Annotated in this window: 15 protein-coding genes, 1 tRNA gene and 1 pseudogene; 1 reads left to right on the forward strand and 16 read right to left on the reverse strand. The window is 54.5% G+C overall.

The features are described 5' to 3' along the window. Positions 1-414: 414 nt before the first annotated feature. A complete protein-coding gene (locus B9Z42_RS15810) occupies positions 415-1,128 on the reverse strand; it encodes an NYN domain-containing protein (protein WP_100134386.1) in 714 nt (237 codons plus the stop codon). A 345-nt stretch (positions 1,129-1,473) separates the two neighbouring features. Here B9Z42_RS15810 and B9Z42_RS15815 point away from each other — a divergent pair, with 345 nt between their 5' ends. Next, complete coding sequence (locus tag B9Z42_RS15815) at positions 1,474-2,091, forward strand: hypothetical protein (RefSeq protein WP_100134387.1); 618 nt, start codon at positions 1,474-1,476, stop codon at positions 2,089-2,091. A gap of 3 nt (positions 2,092-2,094) precedes the next feature. Here the strand turns inward: B9Z42_RS15815 and B9Z42_RS15820 are convergent, their stop codons facing one another. The 15 genes and pseudogenes from B9Z42_RS15820 to B9Z42_RS15890 all read right to left on the reverse strand — a co-directional run. Continuing rightward, positions 2,095-2,757, reverse strand: coding sequence for a response regulator (locus B9Z42_RS15820; protein ID WP_100134388.1), 663 nt, complete (start codon positions 2,755-2,757; stop codon positions 2,095-2,097). A 29-nt stretch (positions 2,758-2,786) separates the two neighbouring features. Continuing rightward, entirely contained in the window at positions 2,787-5,057 is a 2,271-nt protein-coding gene (locus B9Z42_RS15825; RefSeq protein WP_233203676.1) for an ATP-binding protein, read from the reverse strand. Beyond that, the gene (locus B9Z42_RS15830) at positions 5,054-5,719 is read right to left on the reverse strand and encodes a DUF4390 domain-containing protein (protein WP_143474107.1); all 666 of its coding nucleotides are present in this window, start codon (positions 5,717-5,719) and stop codon (positions 5,054-5,056) included. Before B9Z42_RS15830 ends, B9Z42_RS15825 begins: the two co-directional genes overlap by 4 nt. Then, entirely contained in the window at positions 5,667-7,019 is a 1,353-nt protein-coding gene (rsmB, locus tag B9Z42_RS15835; protein ID WP_100134390.1) for a 16S rRNA (cytosine(967)-C(5))-methyltransferase RsmB, read from the reverse strand. The genes B9Z42_RS15830 and rsmB overlap by 53 nt, the downstream gene beginning before the upstream one ends. Continuing rightward, entirely contained in the window at positions 7,016-7,573 is a 558-nt protein-coding gene (locus B9Z42_RS15840; RefSeq protein ID WP_158235978.1) for a hypothetical protein, read from the reverse strand. Before B9Z42_RS15840 ends, rsmB begins: the two co-directional genes overlap by 4 nt. 81 nt (positions 7,574-7,654) lie before the next feature. Next, entirely contained in the window at positions 7,655-11,881 is a 4,227-nt protein-coding gene (rpoC, locus tag B9Z42_RS15845; protein WP_100134392.1) for a DNA-directed RNA polymerase subunit beta', read from the reverse strand. Between the two features lie 72 nt (positions 11,882-11,953). After that, positions 11,954-16,066 (reverse strand): DNA-directed RNA polymerase subunit beta, encoded by a 4,113-nt coding sequence (rpoB, locus tag B9Z42_RS15850; protein ID WP_100134393.1) that lies wholly within the window; start codon positions 16,064-16,066, stop codon positions 11,954-11,956. A 258-nt stretch (positions 16,067-16,324) separates the two neighbouring features. Then, a complete protein-coding gene (rplL, locus tag B9Z42_RS15855; protein ID WP_100134394.1) occupies positions 16,325-16,699 on the reverse strand; it encodes a 50S ribosomal protein L7/L12 in 375 nt (124 codons plus the stop codon). Positions 16,700-16,739: 40 nt separating this feature from the next. After that, the gene (gene rplJ, locus B9Z42_RS15860) at positions 16,740-17,246 is read right to left on the reverse strand and encodes a 50S ribosomal protein L10 (protein WP_100134395.1); all 507 of its coding nucleotides are present in this window, start codon (positions 17,244-17,246) and stop codon (positions 16,740-16,742) included. Between the two features lie 264 nt (positions 17,247-17,510). Further along, complete coding sequence (rplA, locus tag B9Z42_RS15865; protein WP_100134396.1) at positions 17,511-18,206, reverse strand: 50S ribosomal protein L1; 696 nt, start codon at positions 18,204-18,206, stop codon at positions 17,511-17,513. Next, positions 18,207-18,638: a 50S ribosomal protein L11 gene (rplK, locus tag B9Z42_RS15870; protein WP_100134397.1), complete on the reverse strand. Its 432-nt coding sequence runs from the start codon at positions 18,636-18,638 to the stop codon at positions 18,207-18,209. It abuts the gene before it with no gap. A gap of 104 nt (positions 18,639-18,742) precedes the next feature. Beyond that, positions 18,743-19,327 (reverse strand): transcription termination/antitermination protein NusG, encoded by a 585-nt coding sequence (nusG, locus tag B9Z42_RS15875; protein WP_100134398.1) that lies wholly within the window; start codon positions 19,325-19,327, stop codon positions 18,743-18,745. Continuing rightward, positions 19,327-19,710: a preprotein translocase subunit SecE gene (gene secE, locus B9Z42_RS15880; RefSeq protein WP_100134399.1), complete on the reverse strand. Its 384-nt coding sequence runs from the start codon at positions 19,708-19,710 to the stop codon at positions 19,327-19,329. Before secE ends, nusG begins: the two co-directional genes overlap by 1 nt. Before the next feature lie 94 nt (positions 19,711-19,804). Next, positions 19,805-19,878: transfer RNA gene (locus B9Z42_RS15885), tRNA-Trp, on the reverse strand. Between the two features lie 11 nt (positions 19,879-19,889). Continuing rightward, positions 19,890-20,015, reverse strand: a pseudogene (locus B9Z42_RS15890) (elongation factor Tu); the annotation flags it as partial.

Below are 20,015 nucleotides of genomic sequence, written 5' to 3' on the forward strand. Positions count from 1 at the left end.
CGCCAAGAAGTGGACGATGCCGGTGCAAAACTGGAAGCCCGTGCTGAACCGATTTACGATCCAGTTTGAGGGAAGGATGCCGACGAATTAACACTCGCTCCGTTTACACAAAATTCGGGACACCCTCCGCTTTTGCGCGCCGCGCGCATGAAGCTTGCCACGCACATAAATTCGACCATCAGTGAATCCAACTTCCTCACGGATTTGACTGTCCACATTCCATCCCGCAGCTGCAAGACTTGGCGTAATGAACTTGGTGCAAATGTCGCGTTCGCTGAGTGATTTTTTGTTCATGCGCGAAAACTCTCTTGGTTCTATTTATTTTTCATCTAATAGACAACGTGCACCATTTATTAAGCACATGGAAAATTGGAATCTATTCATCTGACGTTGCGACCTGCCCACAGTACTCAATCACCAGTGCGTGGGCTTCTTGGCAGGTTTTTTCCGTGTCGGGACCAGATCTGGCAGTAAAGTATTTTTCAACTCATCATCTCGAATGTATGAACGAGTCCAGTGTGCGAGTTTCGAAAGCCCCGTGCTTGCGGGTCTTCCTTTTTTTGTGTCATTTGGATAGGTTAACGGCATAATCAGCCCAATTTTCACTGTTGGAAAATCCTCTACAAGCGCTTCCAAAACTGGCTCAGCGTCCGAGTCATTGCTGACTAGCACTAATTGATCAACCAGTCCTTTGCTTGCATCCCTGTACATGCCCATAGCGAGATTCACGTCTGTCTTCTTTTCAACCAAACGCCATACTTTGACGGTTTTTGTTTTGTCGAAAGGTTGACTATCGACATAAACCGGCAAGGATGTTCCATCTTTCTCGTAGACATGTGAGCCCAATATCTTGGTGAACGTATCTGGGTACTTGGACTCCAATGCCCGGTGATAGTCGTTCTGTGCACGCATTGACTCTTCACCATGACGGGCGAACTTTGTCAATGCAGGCGCAGTGAAGTACTTAACAGCAACCACCTGGGAGGCAGGCTCAATTGAACGAACAATCTGGCTGAATAGAGACACAACGTCCAGCCACTTGTACTCAGTGCCTCGCAATCGACCGTAATACAAGTTGTACCCGTCAATGTAAATTGCAGTCCTCTTGAGACCGGATTGATTAGACATTCTTTTTAAACTGCAGATGTGAAAAAACCGCCCGGGGGCGGCTTTTTCGTCCCAGACCGGAGCCAACTGAATGACCCGGTTAGGGAGGAGTAGTAGTTCTGAATTATACGCAGAAGCCCAAGGCTTTACAGATTTTTTTCATTCCTGGCTTTTGTTGCGGGCATCCAACACACCAAAGCTTCGACAATCCTAAGCTCTAATTCAATACTTCACAACAAACACTGATCTCACCGCCCAGCACCTAATGGTTAAACACTAAGTTAAAAGCGTGCTACAGGGCTTTTAAATGCTTTACAACTCGTATTTGGATTACTTGATAATTACGACGAGATTAGGTCCACACCCATGCCGCAGCACCACAAAGAAACAACTTTCCCGATTGAATTTTTAGGCCTCGCGGCCGCAGCAGGCGTGTTCTTTTGTGCAGTGCATTTGTTCAATGGCTGGTTGTTTGCGTCATTGGAAATTTCGCCACACATCAGCTTTATTTATCTCCCAAATTTTCTGCGATTGGCCAATGTTTTGGTGCTGGGCATGGTCTGGGGAACGCTAGGAACAGCCATTGGTTGCTTACTTTTGATTGCTTGGTCACCTGACAATTTTTGGGTGAGTTTGGCCAATGCAACGGTCTCAACGGCGGGTGCGACGTTGTCCGTATTTCTGATGCGCTTCATGCAAAAAAGAGAGCTGTCCTTGGTTCGCTTGAGCGACTTGATCTCGCTGGTCCTGCTCTACGCGGTGGTCAATTCATTGATGCACCACGCCATGTGGTCTGTGTTTGACCCTTCGCAACTGGTCAATCCCAACCAGCTGGCATTCATGATGCTGGGCGACTTGAACGGGGCTGTGATCGGGGCATTGGTGCTGCGCTGGCTGGCCAATCACACGCAGATGGTCAAATTTGCCAGTAAACGCGCCTCAACAGCGCCCATCAACAACGAGTCGAAGCATGACCCTCACTAATGATCAAGCGCTGCGTTTGGTTTTGGACAAGTCCACGCCCAGTTGCTTGAGCTTGCGATAAAGATGCGTTCGCTCTAGTCCCGTTTTTTCTGCGACGCGTGTCATCGAGCCGTTCTCTTGGGTCAAGTGATACTCAAAATAAGCACGCTCGAAAGCGTCGCGTGCTTCGCGCAAAGGCAACTCCAATTCAAAGCTTTGGTGTATCGCGGGTAACGGCGCCATAGCGGCCGCGGGGTGCCCGAGCTTCTGTGCATCGCCTGAGGCGGGTGTGGCCGAGTTTTTTGTCGCCCCCGCCACAGCTTGTTTGCGCACCAGACCTTGCTCCACCGCTTTGAGCAGTTTTTGCAAGGTGATGGGTTTTTCTAAAAACGCATGGGCGCCAATACGAGTGGCTTCGACGGCTGTGTCGATGGTGGCGTGGCCACTCATCATGATCACAGGCATATTGAGCAAGCCTGAGCCGGCCCACTCTTTCAACAACGTGACGCCGTCAGTGTCTGGCATCCAAATGTCTAGCAACACCAAATCGGGCCGTGCCTCCAAGCGTGCAGCACGCGCTTGCGCCGCATTTTCTGCCACCTGAACGGCATGCCCTTCGTCGTTAAGAATTTCAAACAGCAGGTCACGAATGCCTAACTCGTCGTCCACCACCAATATGTTTGCCATGTCTGCCCGCGTCTCGTTGCACTTAAAAATTATGTGTGTTGCAAATCTGCAACTTGGAATGATAACGACACTTGGGCCCCCACCACCGCCCCCTCGGATTCGCGGTTCTTCAAATCAATGCGCGCACCGTGTTCATCGGCAATTTTCTTGACCACGGCCAGGCCTAAGCCCGTGCCTCGGCTCTTGGTTGTGACGTAAGGTTCAAACGCGCGCTTCAATATTTTCAAAGGAAAGCCGGGTCCGTTGTCACGCACCACCAAGCGCACGCGGCCCGATGTGGGCACCCATTGCGTGGCGATGGATACGTGTGGGTGCTCGCAAGCACCCGTGGCGTCTTGTGCGTTTTGCAGCAAGTTGTGCACCACTTGGCGCAGTTGCTGGGCATCCCCTTGAATGGGTGGACAAGCAGGGTCAAGCTCAGCGTCAACGGGCACGGCGGCGTTTTCGCTGCCGTACAGCTGCATCACGTCTTGCACCAAAGCGTTCAAATCGAGTGGTTTGAGCTCTGCGACGGGCAAGCGCGCATAGTCACGAAACTCGTTGACCAGGCGCTTCATGGCATCCACTTGATCGACGATGGTTTTGACCGATTTGTTCAAAATCAAACGTTCCGGCTCTTCCACTTTGCCTTCGAGCTTCATGGCCAACCGCTCTGCCGACAACTGAATGGGCGTGAGTGGGTTTTTGATTTCATGCGCCAAACGACGCGCCACTTCGCCCCAAGCCTGTGCACGCTGGGCCGACACGATTTCAGAAATATCGTCAAACACCAACAGCCGCGCGTTGTTGGGTAACACCGCACCACGTGCCAGCAAGGTGATGTGCTGTCGATGTTCATCCGTCAGCTGCACGGCAGGGCTCATGGCGGTGGCATGCAGCTCAAACGATTGCTGCCAATGGTCCAAACCGTGCTGGCTGCGCTCGCCCCAAAATCCTTCAAATTCGTCTTGTACATGTTTGGCGAATTCGGCCAAGCCCTCAATCTCACCCAACACACGCCCCTCCCACGCGGCCAAAGGCACACGCAAGATGCGGGTGGCACCTGGGTTGGACGACTCAATGACGCCTTGATCGCTGAGCACAATCACGCCGGCAGTGAGGTTGTCCAAAATGGTTTGCAGGTTAGCCCGCGAGGTGTGCACCTGCTGCATGCTTCGGTCCACGGCGGCACGGGCATCGGACAGCTGCTGCGTCATGTCTGCAAAAGAGCGGGTCAGGCCACCGAGTTCATCCCGGCCTTGCAAAGCGGGTTTGGGACTCAAGTCACCCGCGGCCACATCGCGCACACCTTCGGCCAGCATAAGCAGGGGTCGCGCCAATTGATTGCCCAGCAGCACCGCCAGCAGCACCGCACCAAAGACAGCCAAGAACAAACTCAAGGTCAAGGTGCCAATGTACATGCTGCGCAAACCATCGCGTCCCAAGGCACGCTCTTGATACTCACGGTAGGCCGTCTCCACCGCCAAGGCGTTGCTGACCAGCGTGGGTGGAATGGCCTTGGTGACTTGCAGAATGCGCACCTCTTCCATCAGTCCCAGCCCCGACGGCGCGACCACCACCCAAGCTCGAATTCGGGCCTGTGCCGTGCCTTGCGCGTTGGCGTCTTCGAGACCTTCGATCAGCGTCACCGTTCCCTGTGCTTTCACTTGCCGAATGAAGGCCGAGGACGGTCGCGCGGGATTGATTTTGAAGCGCGACTCACCCGCGCTGGCCAAGGCTTGCCCTGAGAGGCTCCACAAAATGGCATCGTCAGCGCCCAACTGATCGCGGATTCGATCCATCGCCAAGCCCGCAGAGGCGTCTGGCAAATCGCTGATTTGCGCACTGGCATTGCGTGTTTTTTGGCCTAAGTCGTTCGCCAAGGTGTCCAGGGTGGCGCGCCCCAAACTCAGTCCCGCATCCAGGGCGCCTTCGACCTTCACGTCAAACCAGCTTTCTATCGAGCGGGATACGAACTGATAAGACACGCTGTAAATCAACAGGCCCGGAAAAAGCCCTACCAACGCAAAAGTAGCCGCAATTTTCAGCAACAACCGGCTGCCAAATTTGCCTTGTCGCAAACGCACGATCAAGCGCACACTGAGCCACGCAATCACGCCCATCAGCAGCGCTGCCACCACCACATTCAGGCCAAACAGCTGGCTGTAGTTTTGCTCATAGAGCTGTCGGTTGTCGGTGGCTTGTGTGAGCAAGAACAGCAGCACCAAACCCAAAGCCAACACCACGGCAGCACTGATCACGAGCAACCAACGGAACTGAAAGCCAGTGATCTTGGCTCGCTTATCAGCCCAAAAAATCACCGTGCGGGCTCCAGCACCAAGCGCATAGATTTGTTCAAATTCAGATTCCACTCGTTCTGCCCTGCCGCGCCAATTTGCAGTGGCCGTGGCAGCTGCGTCAGGTCGAGTTTGAAAATGAGGTTGATGTTTTGTTTGGCATCTGCATCGATGTCAGCCGCTTGCGCAATCGGCCACTGTGCGATGCGTTGAACCGCCGTCATGGCCTCGTCAACGGTGTCGTAGCTCTGACCCAGACTCATGCCTAAACCACCCGCACTGAACGGACGGGGCGAAATATTGACACGCCAGCGTCGGGTCAGCGGCATGTAAAACAAGCGGACATGGCGCTCGGCATGGGCCACCCGTTTGTCGTAAAAATACCAACGCTCACGCACCACATCGACCTCGGTGACAAAGTACAGCGACACACCTTTGAGCAACGCCTCTTCGAGAGAAGGGGGTAAATCAAAACGCATGTTGGCAGAAATCGTGACCGCATTGTCGACACGCTCGACACGCAGACCTTGCATCTCCACTGGCGTGTCCGCCCAAGCAAGCGGCGTGCAACACAGACCTAAAAGCAAGCCCATGCACAGCCACAGTCGCCCCAGAGCGCCTGAGACCAGACGGTCAAAGGGCTGAAGTTTTTTCCAGCAGAGCGTAGTAAAAGCCGTCGTGATCACCTGGCAGATTGTCGATGAGACTGGCCACTTGGTCGCTGTTTTGTGGCCTCAAATGTCCGAAAGAAGGCATCAAACGGGCATCGGTGTTGTGTTCAAGAAACGTTTTGAGCTGATCGTCCCCCTCAGCTTTGAAAACCGAGCAGGTGCAATACAACAGGCGACCGCCCGGTCGCACCATGGGCCACAGCCGTTTGAGCAAGTTTTTCTGAATCGCAGCGAGCTGTGCAATGTCGGTCTCGCGGCGCAACCACCGCACGTCCGGGTGACGTCGCACGATGCCAGACGCGGTACAAGGCGCATCCAACAAAATGCCGTCAAACACTTCGCCATCCCACCAGCCTTTGGGCAATGCGGCGTCCGCTGCAATCACGTTGGCGTGCAGGCCCAGGCGGGCTAGGTTTTCAGCCACCCGCTCGCAGCGTTTCGGGTCAATGTCCAAGGCGGTGACTTGGGCGTTGGCGGGCAACATTTCCAGCAAATGTGCCGTTTTGCCGCCAGGTGCGGCGCAAGCATCTAACACGCGCATGCCACCTTTTTGTGCCGGCACCAATCCGGACAACAACAGTTGCGCAGCGCACTGCGCCGCCGCGTCTTGCACGGAGCACAAGCCTTCGTCAAAGCCAGGAATGTCACGCACCGAACGCGCTTGGCCGAGCACCAAGCCTTGGTCGCCCACGGTGTGTGACGCGACACCAGCGGCTTGCCAACGCGTTTGCAGCGCCTCACGCGAGATGCGTTGTGTGTTGACCCGCAAGGTCATGGGGGCGGCTTGGTTATTGGCACGCAATATCTCTTGCCAATGCTGTGGGTGATCGATTTGTACGCGTTTCACCCACCAAGCGGGGTGGTTCCACTGGGCCTGCACGTCGCCGTCGGTGGCACGCACCAAGGCATCGCGCTCCCGCAAGAAACGTCGCAAACAGGCATTCAAAAAGCTGGCATTGGCCTGCAAGGTGCGGGTGTTTTTGGCGGCTTCGACGGCTTGGTTGACCAAGGTATGAGGCTCGTACGGTGCGTTGTCGGGGTCCCATGCCAAGGCCAAAGCGGTGCACAGCAAGGCATCAGGCAGCGGAGGTGGCGCACGACTGGCCAATTGGGCGCGCAAGGCTTGTGCGCGTCCTAACTGACGCAGCACTTGAAACATGAGCGCTTGAACGCCGGGTCGCAAGGCTGACGGCACGGCATCAAGTGCGGCCGTGCCTGAAACACCTCGGCGCACTTGCGCCACGGCTTGCGCGACGGCTTGCAACTGCTGCCAAAGGGGCACCGAGGTGCCCGACGTTTGAGGGGCTTGTGTCATTCGAGAACGCGTCCTGCTTTGTATTTAAAAACTCGGGCCAGCAGCACGGCTGGAAACATGGCGATGGCGTCGTTGTAAAGCAGCACCGCTTGGTTGAACCGCTGTAAATCGGGTTGAATGGCAATGCCCAACTCACGCCAGTGTTGGGTGAGTTCGGTGGGCACCGACACGTAATACACATCGGGGTGTGTCAAGGACTCCCAAGCTTCTTGCAAATCACGGCTGGTCGCCACCAAGGCGATGGCGGACGACGGGTCTAGCGGATGCTCTTGCATGCGCGCCATCGCCATGGCGGACAAATTAGCCGCCACTTGCAAGCGCGTCCAATGGCTGGCGCCCAACTCAGGGGCCACTGCGGTGTGCCACCCCGAGGGTGAGGTCACCGCTGCCGTGGTCGCCTCTTGCACCAAACTTTGATAGCGCAACATCAGCTCTTCGAGCACTGCGAATTGTTTGATGACTTGCGAGCGTAAGCCCACCAAACGCTGGTAAGCCCCAACCGCCCAAAAGACAAGCACAGCCACCACCGCCCAAAACCACCACGCTTCTACCATGCCGTCACCTTTGATTGGATTGTCAAAACTCACGTCCACCAACAACAAAGGCCCTTGCGGGCCTTTGTTGAGTGGGTCACTTTACGCTTCTTCGCCAGCGCCGTGATCGACCTGAGCTTCTTCTTCGGAAGACTCTCCGGCCAATTCAGCAGCTTCAGCTTCAGCAATGGCGCGGCGCTCGGCGTCGTCCATCGCATCTTTGACCTTGCGTGCTTTGTGATAAGCCATGCCGGTACCTGCAGGAATCAGGCGACCAACGATGACGTTTTCTTTCAAGCCGCGCAATTCGTCGCGCTTGCCCATGATGGCCGCTTCGGTCAACACACGTGTGGTTTCTTGGAAAGAAGCCGCAGAGATGAACGAGTCAGTCGACAAGGACGCTTTGGTGATACCCAGCAACAAGTTGGTGAACGTCGCAGGCACTTTGCCATCACGTTGCAGCGCTTCGTTGGTGTTCAGAATTTCTGAACGCTCCACTTGTTCGCCAGCGATGTAGTTGGTGTCACCCACGTTTTCGACCACCACACGACGCAGCATTTGACGCACGATCACTTCAATGTGCTTGTCGTTGATCTTCACGCCTTGCAAACGATAAACGTCTTGCACTTCGTCGACGATGTAGCGGGCCAACTCTTCCATACCGAGCAAACGCAAGATGTCTTGTGGGTCGGCTGGGCCGTCCACCACGCTCTCACCTTTGTTGACCACTTGGCCTTCGTGAACCAAGATGTTCTTCTCTTTAGGAATGAGTTCGTCCCACACTTTGCCTTCTGGGTCGGTGATCTGCAAACGAACCTTGCCTTTGGTTTCTTTACCAAACGACACGGTACCGGTCATCTCAGCCAACATGCCCTTGTCTTTAGGACTGCGTGCTTCGAACAGTTCGGCCACACGTGGCAAACCGCCGGTGATGTCGCGGGTCTTTTGACCTTCAACAGGGATACGTGCCAGCACTTCGCCAGGGCCCACATCCATGCCGTCGCGCACTTGAATCAACGCGCCGATTTGGAAGCCAATCGTCACCGAGTGATCGGTGCCAGGAATCTTGACTTCTTTGCCGGAGGCGTCGATCAGCTTGACCTGTGGTCGCACCACTTTGGTCGAGCCGCGGCGCTTGGGATCGATCACCACCAAGGTGGACAGACCGGTCACTTCGTCCAATTGCTTGGCAACGGTCAGGCCTTCTTCGACGTTTTCAAATTGAACCTTGCCCGCGAATTCTGTGATCACAGGACGTGTCAATGGATCCCAGTTCGCCAAGATCACGCCAGCCTTTAGGGTCTGGTCGGCTTTGACGGACAGAATGGCGCCGTATGGCACTTTGTGACGCTCACGCTCACGGCCATGTTCGTCGTGAATGATGATCTCGCCAGAACGAGAAATCACCACCAACTCGCCTTTGCTGTTGGTCACATAACGCATGGCGGCGTTGAATCCGATCACGCCGTTGGACTTGGCTTCCACGCTGGAGGCCACAGCCGCACGCGAAGCCGCACCACCGATGTGGAAGGTACGCATGGTCAGCTGAGTGCCGGGTTCACCGATGGACTGCGCAGCGATCACGCCGACTGCTTCACCGTTGTTGACCAAGCCGCCACGACCCAAGTCACGGCCGTAACACATGGCGCACAAGCCGAAGCGTGTTTCGCAGTTCAACGCGGTACGCACTTTGACTTCGTCGACGCCTTCGGCTTCGAGGATGTCGATGTAGTCTTCGTCCAGCATTTCGCCCGCTTTGACCAACACCGCGCGGGTTTCTGGATGCACGACGTCTTCCAACGCGGTACGACCCAAGATACGGTCGCGCAAAGACTCAATCACTTCACCGCCTTCGACGATGGCGCGCATGAGTTGGCCGTTTTGTGTGCCGCAATCGAGTTCGGTCACCACCAAGTCTTGTGTCACGTCAACCAAACGACGGGTCAAGTAACCTGAGTTCGCGGTCTTCAACGCCGTGTCAGCCAAACCTTTACGTGCACCGTGGGTGGAAATAAAGTACTGCAAGACGTTCAGACCTTCACGGAAGTTCGCCGTGATGGGTGTCTCAATGATGGAGCCGTCAGGCTTGGCCATCAGACCACGCATACCGGCCAACTGGCGAATCTGAGCGGCAGAACCGCGAGCGCCAGAGTCGGCCATCATGTAGATGGAGTTGAACGATTCTTGCTCGACTTCGTTGCCGTGGCGGTCGATGGTTTTCTCTTTGCGGAGTTGGTCCATCATCACTTTTGAAACAGCGTCGCCAGCCTTACCCCAGATGTCCACCACCTTGTTGTAACGCTCGCCAGAAGTCACCAAGCCGGACACGTATTGCTGTTCGATGTCTTTGACTTCTTTTTCAGACGCGCTGATGATGGCGCCTTTTTCTGGCGGCACCAACATGTCGTCGATCGCGATCGAGATACCAGCGCGTGTGGCCAAACGGAAACCGTTTTGCAACAGTTTGTCGGCGAACACCACGGTCTCTTTCAAACCGCACTTGCGGAATGACACGTTGATGAGCTTAGAAATTTCTTTCTTCTTCAACGACTTGTTGATGTTGGAGAAAGGCAAGCCCTTGGGCAAGATTTCCGACAGCAAAGCGCGGCCCACTGTCGTGTCAACCAAGCTAGTGGCTGGCACGAATTCACCGGTTTCTTTGTCCTTGGTCCACTCGGTCAAACGCACGGCCACTTTGGCGGTCAATTCGACCACACCAGCGTCCAAAGCGCGTTGCACTTCGGTCAAGTTGGCAAACACCAAGCCTTCGCCCTTGCCGTTGATACGGTCACGGGTGGCGTAGTACAAGCCCAACACCACGTCCTGCGAAGGAACGATAGAAGGTTCGCCGTTGGCAGGGAACAAGATGTTGTTCGATGCCAGCATCAGGGTACGGGCTTCCATCTGTGCTTCCACAGACAAAGGCACGTGAACGGCCATTTGGTCACCGTCGAAGTCGGCGTTGAACGCTGAACAGACAAGTGGGTGCAACTGAATGGCTTTGCCTTCGATCAAGATCGGCTCGAACGCTTGAATACCTAAGCGGTGCAACGTAGGCGCACGGTTCAACATCACGGGGTGCTCTTTGATCACCTCTTCCAAGATGTCCCACACCACGGCGGAGCCGGATTCGACTTCTTTCTTCGCCGCCTTGATCGTGGTCGCGATGCCCATGGCTTCGAGGCGCGAGAAGATGAAGGGCTTGAACAACTCGAGTGCCATCAACTTGGGCAAACCGCACTGGTGCAGTTTCAAAGTTGGGCCCACGGTAATCACTGAACGACCTGAGTAGTCGACGCGCTTACCCAACAAGTTTTGACGGAAACGACCGCTCTTACCTTTGATCATGTCGGCCAACGACTTCAAGGCACGCTTGTTAGCGCCTGTCATGGCTTTGCCACGACGACCGTTGTCCAGCAAGCTGTCCACGGACTCTTGCAACATACGCTTTTCGTTACGTGCAATGATCTCAGGCGCTTTCAACTCCAACAAACGACGCAGACGGCTGTTGCGGTTGATCACGCGACGGTACAAGTCGTTCAAGTCAGAGGTCGCAAAACGACCGCCGTCCAACGGCACCAAGGGACGCAAGTCAGGTGGCAACACGGGCAAGACTGACAACACCATCCACTCGGGCTTGATGCCAGACTTCTTGAACGCTTCCATCAATTTCAAACGCTTGGCGTTTTTCTTGATCTTGATCTCAGAGCCGGTCAAGTCGTTGCGCAGCTTTTCGATCTCGATGTCGAGGTCGAGGCTTTCGAGCAAATCTTTGATGCCTTCAGCGCCCATCTTGGCGATGAATTCGTCACCGTATTCGATGACTTTGGCGTCGTAGTCGTCTTCGGTCATGATCGCGAATTTCTTCAGCGGGGTCATGCCGGGGTCGGTCACCACGTAAGCTTCAAAGTACAACACGCGTTCGATGTCGCGCAGGGTCATGTCGAGGACCAAACCCAGACGTGATGGCAACGACTTCAAGAACCAAATGTGGGCGCAAGGTGCGGCCAGATCGATGTGACCCATGCGCTCGCGACGCACTTTGGTTTGTGTGACTTCAACGCCGCACTTCTCGCAGATCACGCCGCGGTGCTTGAGGCGCTTGTACTTGCCACACAAACATTCGTAGTCTTTGATCGGGCCGAAAATCTTGGCGCAAAACAGACCATCGCGCTCAGGCTTGAAGGTGCGGTAGTTGATGGTTTCTGGCTTTTTCACTTCGCCGAAAGACCATGAACGGATCTTCTCAGGAGAAGCCATGCCAATTTTGATGGCATCGAAATGCTCATCGGGCGTGAACTGTTTGAACAGGTCGAGTAACGATTTCATGTTTTAAATCCTTAATTTGGTTGGAGAGGCTTGATCAGTTTGGACAACGCGCGAGCGCTGTCCAAATTCCTATCAGGCGCGGTCCAACTCAATGTCGATACCCAATGAACGAATTTCCTTGACCAACACGTTGAACGACTCGGGCATGCCCGCTTCGATCGAATGCTCGCCTTTGACGATGCTCTCGTACACCTTGGTACGACCTTGCACGTCATCGGACTTGACGGTCAGCATTTCTTGCAGCGTGTAAGAAGCGCCGTACGCTTCCAACGCCCACACTTCCATCTCACCGAAGCGCTGGCCACCGAACTGCGCCTTACCACCCAGCGGCTGCTGTGTGACCAAGCTGTACGGGCCGGTAGAACGTGCGTGCATCTTGTCGTCAACCAAATGGTGGAGCTTCAAGAAGTGCATGTAACCGATGGTGGTGGGACGCTCGAAAGCTTCGCCGGTACGACCATCGAACAAATTCGCTTGTGTGCGTGTGGCGGTGAGGCCCTTGGCTTTGGCGATGTCGTCTGGGTATGCCAGTTTCAACATGGTGCGGATGTCTTCTTCTGCAGCGCCGTCGAACACGGGGGTTGCGAAAGGAACACCGTTGGTCAAGTTGCCTGCCATTTCCAACACTTGCGTGTCAGACAACTGGCTCAGGTCTTCTTTGCGACCGGTCGAGTTGTACAACTCTTCCATGAAGGTGCGCATTTCAGACACTTTGGCTTCGGCTTGCAACATGTTGCCAATGCGCTGACCGATACCTTTACCGGCCCAGCCCAAGTGAACTTCCAACACCTGACCCACGTTCATCCGTGAAGGAACGCCCAAGGGGTTCAACACGATGTCGCACGGTGTGCCGTCAGCCATGTAAGGCATGTCTTCGACGGGAACGATCTTCGAGACCACACCCTTGTTACCATGACGACCGGCCATCTTGTCACCTGGCTGCAAGCGACGCTTGACGGCCAAGTAGACCTTGACCATCTTCAACACGCCAGCTGGCAACTCGTCGCCTTGCGTCAACTTCTTGCGCTTCTCTTCGAAGGCCAAGTCAAAACTGTGACGGGTTTGTTCCATCGCGTTTTTGATGCTCTCCAATTGGCTGGCGACTTCTTCGTCTGCTGGACGAATGTCGAACCAATGGAACTTCTCAACCGATGTCATATAGGCTTTGTCGATGACGCTGCCTTTGGCCAACTTGTTGGGGCCACCGTTGGCAGCTTTACCGACCAAGAGTTTTTCGATACGGTCAAACGCGTCAGCTTCCACGATGCGGAGCTGGTCGTTCAAGTCGAGGCGGAAACGCTTGAGTTCGTCATCAATAATTTGCTGAGCACGCTTGTCGCGCACGATACCTTCACGAGTGAAGACTTGCACGTCGATGACCGTACCTTGCGAACCTTGGCTCACGCGCAGTGATGTGTCTTTCACATCGCTGGCTTTTTCGCCGAAGATGGCGCGCAACAGCTTCTCTTCTGGCGTCAGTGTGGTTTCGCCTTTAGGCGTGACCTTGCCAACCAGTGTGTCGCCGGGTTGCACTTCTGCCCCCACGTAGATGATGCCGGAGTCATCCAAACGGTTGAGTTGTTGCTCAGCCAAGTTGGGAATGTCGCGTGTGATTTCCTCAGCGCCCAACTTGGTGTCGCGCGCCATCACCACGAGTTCTTCGATGTGGATCGAGGTGTAGCGGTCTTCTGCTACCACTCGCTCGCTGATCAAGATCGAGTCTTCGAAGTTGTAACCGTTCCAAGGCATGAAGGCGATCAACATGTTTTGACCGATGGCGATTTCGCCCAAGTCAGTTGATGCCCCGTCAGCCACCACGTCACCCTTGGCAATCTTGTCGCCACGCTTAACGATAGGACGCTGATGGATGTTGGTGTTCTGGTTAGAACGTTGGTACTTGATGAGGTTGTAGATGTCCACGCCCACTTCGCCAGCCAAGGCTTCAGCGTCGTTCACGCGAACCACAACGCGGGTTGCGTCGACATAGTCAACCACACCACCGCGAGTAGCCGTCACCACCGTGCCAGAGTCGACCGCAGCAACGCGCTCGATACCGGTACCGACCATGGGTTTTTCTGGACGCAACACGGGCACGGCTTGGCGTGACATGTTGGCACCCATCAACGCGCGGTTCGCGTCATCGTGCTCGAGGAACGGCACCAAAGAGGCAGCCACTGAAACGATCTGAGCTGGCGACACGTCCATGTACTGGATGCGCTCAGCGCCGCACAAAATCGATTCGCCATTGGCACGGGCAGACACCAAGTCGCCGATCAGTTGGCCGTCTTTGTCGAGCGTGGCGTTGGCCTGCGCGATGACGTATTTGCCTTCTTCAATGGCGGACAAGTAGTCGATGTCCATCGTCACTTTGCCTTCGACCACGCGACGGTAAGGTGTTTCGATGAAGCCGTACTCGTTCAAGCGCGCGTACAAAGCCAACGAGTTGATCAAACCAATGTTTGGACCTTCTGGCGTTTCAATGGGGCACACGCGACCGTAGTGGGTGACGTGCACGTCGCGCACTTCAAAGCCTGCGCGTTCGCGTGTCAAACCGCCTGGGCCCAATGCTGAGACGCGACGCTTGTGCGTGATCTCGGCCAAGGGGTTGGTTTGGTCCATGAACTGCGACAGCTGTGAGGCGCCGAAGAATTCTTTCAACGCAGCAGAGATGGGCTTGGAGTTGATCAAGTCGTGGGGCATGAGCGGCTCTTGCTCGGCTTGGCCTAAACGCTCTTTCACGGCTTTTTCGATACGTGCCAAACCTGTGCGGTATTGGTTTTCGGCCAACTCGCCCACGCAACGCACGCGACGGTTACCCAAGTGGTCGATGTCATCGACTTCACCACGGCCGTTGCGCAAGTCCACCAAAATTTTGACCACCGACAAAATGTCTTCGTTGGTCAAGACCATGGGGCCTGTTGATTCGTTGACGCCCACTTTGGCGTTGAACTTCATGCGACCCACGCGCGACAAATCGTACGTGTCTGGGTTGTAGAACAAGCGCTGGAACAAGGCTTGCACCGCGTCTTCGGTCGGTGGCTCGCCAGGACGCATCATGCGGTAGATGGCGACGCGTGCAGCGAATTCGTCCACGGTTTCATCGGTGCGCAGTGTTTGCGAGATGAAGGCGCCTTGGTCGAGTTCGTTCGTGTAGATACATTGCAGATCTTGCACGCCAGCTTCGCGCAATTTCTTGAGCAAGGCTTCGGTCAACTCATCGTTGGAACGGGCAATCAATTCACCAGTATCCGAGTCGATGATGTTCTTGGCGATCACGCGACCGATCAAGAAATCTTCGGGCACGCTGACGTGGGTGGTGTTGGACTGCTCCAACTCACGGGTATGGCGTGCAGTCACGCGCTTGTCTTTGGCGACGATGACTTTGCCCGACTTGTCGGTGATGTCAAAACGTGCCACTTCACCGCGCAGACGCTCGGCCACAAATTCCATTTGTGCGCCACTGTCCATCAAGCGGAAGTTGTCATTCACGAAGAAGTTCGCGAGGATGGTTTCTGGTGTCAGGCCAATGGCTTTCAACAGAATGGTGACGGGCATCTTGCGACGGCGGTCAACACGGAAGTAAAGCAGGTCTTTTGGGTCGAATTCGAAGTCGAGCCATGAACCGCGGTAAGGGATGATGCGAGCGCTGAACAACAATTTGCCAGAGCTGTGGGTCTTGCCCTTGTCGTGTTCAAAGAACACGCCAGGTGAACGGTGCAACTGAGACACGATCACGCGCTCTGTACCGTTGATGATGAACGAGCCTTTGTCGGTCATCAAAGGCACTTCGCCCATGTAGACCTCTTGCTCTTTCACTTCACGAACCACTTTGGACTGAGGGGTCGACGACTCACGGTCATAAATGATCAATTGAACGCGAGCGCGCACAGCCGACGAAAACGTCAGGCCACGGGTTTGACATTCACGCACGTCAAACGCAGGCTTGGCCAAGTTGTACTCGAGATATTTCATCTCGACAAAACCGTTGTGCGACACGATCGGGAATGCAGCTTCAAATGCAGCTTGCAGACCTTCGTTGGTGCGCTTTTTAGGGATAACGTCCGCTTGCAAAAACGCGGTGTACGCGTCTTTTTGCATTTGCAACAAATAAGGAATTTCCAGCACGCTGTCGCGGCTGCCGAAACTCTTGCGGATACGCTTGCGTTCGGTGTATGAATAGGCCATGAGATCTCCGGGCTTGATCTTTCAGAACTGTGAGTTGCATGAGATTACTAAGTCTCATACAACAGGCTTGGCGGCTGGCCTCTACCAGCGTTGGCGGACGGTTGCGCATTGCACGCAACCCGAACCAAGGCATCTTCTGCAGTTGGGGTCAGAAGACACTCAAAAACCGATTTTGGTCAACCTGCTTTTGGGTGCGCTCTGTAAGCACAGAAGGCTGGAGGCCCTTGCGGGACACTCCAGCCTTGAGCGGGAACCGAATTACTTCAGTTCAACCTTGGCGCCAGCTTCTTCAAGCTTCTTCTTGGCGGCTTCGGCGTCAGCCTTGGACACGCCTTCTTTAACGGCCTTAGGAGCACCGTCCACCACGTCTTTGGCTTCTTTCAAGCCCAGACCGGTGATTTCGCGCACAGCTTTAATCACGGACACTTTGTTAGCGCCGGCTTCCATCAACATCACGTTGAATTCAGTCTTCTCTTCAGCAGCAGCAGCAGCACCGCCACCAGCCGCAGCGGGAGCAGCCATAGCGGCAGCGCTCACACCAAATTTCTCTTCGATGGCTTTCACCAAGTCGTTGAGTTCCATGACCGTCATGCTGTCCAGCGCGGTCAAAAATGCGTCTTTATCGAATGCCATTTTTATTTCCTAACAATTGGTTAAAACACGAACGCTGGCCTTAAGCGGCAACAGCTTCGCCTTCGCCTTTTTTGGCCGCCAACGCACCCAGCACAACGGCTGTACGCGACATAGGCGACATCAACAAGCCACACAACTGGGCCAACAAAACTTCTTTCGAAGGGATGCTTGCCAATTGCTTAACGCCTTCAACGTCCAGGACTTTGCCTGCGAATGCACCTGCACGAATCACCAACTTGGTGTTGGTTTTCGCGAAGTCAGACACCACCTTAGCGGCAGCTACTGCATCCTCAGAGAAGCCATAGATCAACGGGCCGGTCATCTGATCAGCGACAACTTCAAACTGTGTGCCAGCGACAGCACGGCGGGCCAATGTGTTTTTCAACACACTCAGGCTCACACCGGTGCTACGTGCTTTAGCGCGCAGTTTGGTCATGTCGGCGACCGTGATGCCGCGGTATTCCGCAATCACCAGCGTTTGAGCTTGGGCGGCGAGTGTGGTCACTTCTGAAATGACCGCTTCTTTCTCACTGCGATTCAGACTCAAGGTCTACTCCTTTAAATGTGTCGTTAAGCATTTGCTCTTCAACACGCCACTTTTGCAGCGACCTAACTGTCAGGAAAAAATCCATTTCAGCGGGATCGCCATCTGCGTTGGTCATTCAATTAAGTGAAGTCAAGCTCCACACCAACGGTCTTGGATGGCCTAGTCACCACTCATAGAGCGTGACCAGCCCACCACTCTGAGCCGCACTTTCATGCCGCTCAAATTTTGAACGCTTATTCAGCGCTCGAATTGACAAACGTCGACTTAAGCGCCGAGCGTTTGCACGTCCACGCGCACGCCAACACCCATGGTGGATGAGACGGCCACTTTGCGCAGGTAAACACCTTTGCTGCTGGCTGGCTTGGACTTGTTCAACGCTTCGATCAAAGCGGCCAAGTTACCTTGGAGTTTGTCGGTGTCAAACGAACGGCGACCAATGGTGCCGTGCACGATACCGGCTTTGTCAACGCGGAACTGGACTTGACCTGCCTTGGCATTGCGCACAGCTGTAGCGACGTCTGGTGTGACGGTGCCGACTTTGGGGTTAGGCATCAGACCACGTGGGCCCAAAATTTGACCCAAAGTACCCACAACGCGCATTGCGTCAGGGGCAGCGATCACAACGTCGAAAGGCATGTCACCGGCTTTGACCATCGCGGCCAAGTCGTCCATACCCACGATGTCAGCGCCAGCGGCTTTAGCTTCTTCGGCCTTAGCACCTTGTGCGAACACAGCCACACGCGCAGTTTTGCCGGTGCCATTAGGCAACACAACAGCGCCGCGCACGACTTGGTCAGATTTCTTTGCATCGATACCGAGTTGCACAGCAACGTCGATCGACTCGTCGAACTTGGCAGTCGCGCACTCTTTGACGATACCGATGGCATCTGTCAAGGCGTACAACTTATTGCTGTCCACTTTGCCCACAAAGGCTTTTTGTTTTTTAGTCAACTTAGACATTTACACGCCCTCCACAGTCACGCCCATCGAACGGGCAGAGCCGGCGATGATGCGAACAGCTGCGTCCAAATCAGCGGCATTCAAGTCTTCCATCTTGGTTTTGGCGATTTCTTCGAGCTGAGCGCGCGTGATCTTGCCAACTTTGTCGACGTGTGGACGAGCAGAGCCTTTGTCCAACTTGATAGCCTTCTTGATCAAGGTTGTCGCTGGAGGCGTCTTGATCACGAAAGTGAATGATTTGTCTGCAAATGCAGTGATCACCACGGGCAATGGCAGACCTGGCTCAACGCCTTGGGTCTGGGCGTTGAACGCCTTACAAAATTCCATGATGTTCAAACCACGTTGACCCAATGCTGGGCCAATAGGTGGCGATGGATTAGCTTTACCAGCTGGCACTTGCAGCTTGATGAAGCCGACGATTTTTTTCGCCATGCTTTTCTCCTTACGGGTCAAACGCTCAAAACGAGCTCCCCGGGGTTAGCGACTCTTCTCTTCAACTTGGCACCGAGTCGGGTAGCACCAAGCACTCAAATTTATTAGGTTTTTTCGACCTGGCCGAATTCCAACTCAACCGGTGTTGCCCGACCAAAAATGGTCACCGACACGCGAACCTTGCTCTTCTCGTAATTAACTTCCTCGACAGATCCATTGAAGTCGGTGAATGGGCCGTCTTTGATACGCACCAACTCACCCACCATGAATTCAACTTTATGTCGCGGCTTGTCAACGCCGTCTTGCATCTGGCTGACGATCTTTTGAACTTCAGCCTCAGAGATAGGCGCAGGACGATTCTTCGCACCACCCACAAAGCCAGTCACCTTGTTGGTGTGCTTCACCAAATGCCACGACTCATCATCCATGACCATTTCAACAAACACATACCCAGGGAAGAACTTGCGTTCAGCAGTACGGCGCTGACCATTTTTCATCTCAACAACTTCTTCAGTCGGCACCAAGATGCGACCGAACTTATTGTCCATACCTGCACGCGCAATGCTCTCGCGGATGTTGCGCTCCACAGCCTTTTCCATACCCGAATAGGCATGAACCACGTACCAACGCAAATCAGGGTTGGTTGGGACCGGCACTTCAGCAACGGCGTTATCGATGATGTCGGTCATTATTTTTTCCAGCCCAAAATCAAGTCGTAAAACACCCATTCAAGGGTCTTATCTGTCAGCCAAAGAAACAAGGCCATCACCACCACAAAAGCAAACACATACAAGGTCATTTGAATTGACTCTTTGCGCGTTGGCCACACAACCTTTTTGACCTCACGCCACGCATCATGACCAAATGCCGAGAGCTGACGACCTGGCAAGGACAGAGCAAACACAACCACAGCAGCTGCCAAACCCAAGAGCAACACCACCCATTGAACGATCACACCCTTGGCTGACAAGCCATAAAAGCCAGCAATAGATGCCACAACCAACAATGCAACCGCAACAAGCTTGGCTTTGTCAGCAGACGTGGAGACGGTTTCAATGTTTGCAGCAGACATGGGTCAAGATTTTCCTGTACCGTTTTTACGTTTATGAAGACACCGAAGCCCGCCGTATTGGCGGGCTTGGTCACCACATCATCTAAGGACTCTGTGGCAGGGGCGGAGGGAATCGAACCCCCATCGACGGTTTTGGAAACCGCTACTTTACCACTAAGCTACGCCCCTAGATTCAGCAATTAGGCAATGATCTTGGCAACCACACCAGCGCCAACGGTCTTGCCGCCTTCGCGGATAGCGAAGCGCAAGCCTTCTTCCATCGCAATGGGGTGGATCAACTTCACAGTGATCGACACGTTGTCACC

The organism is Limnohabitans sp. B9-3 (assembly GCF_002778325.1).
GTDB lineage: Bacteria > Pseudomonadota > Gammaproteobacteria > Burkholderiales > Burkholderiaceae_C > Limnohabitans > Limnohabitans kasalickyi.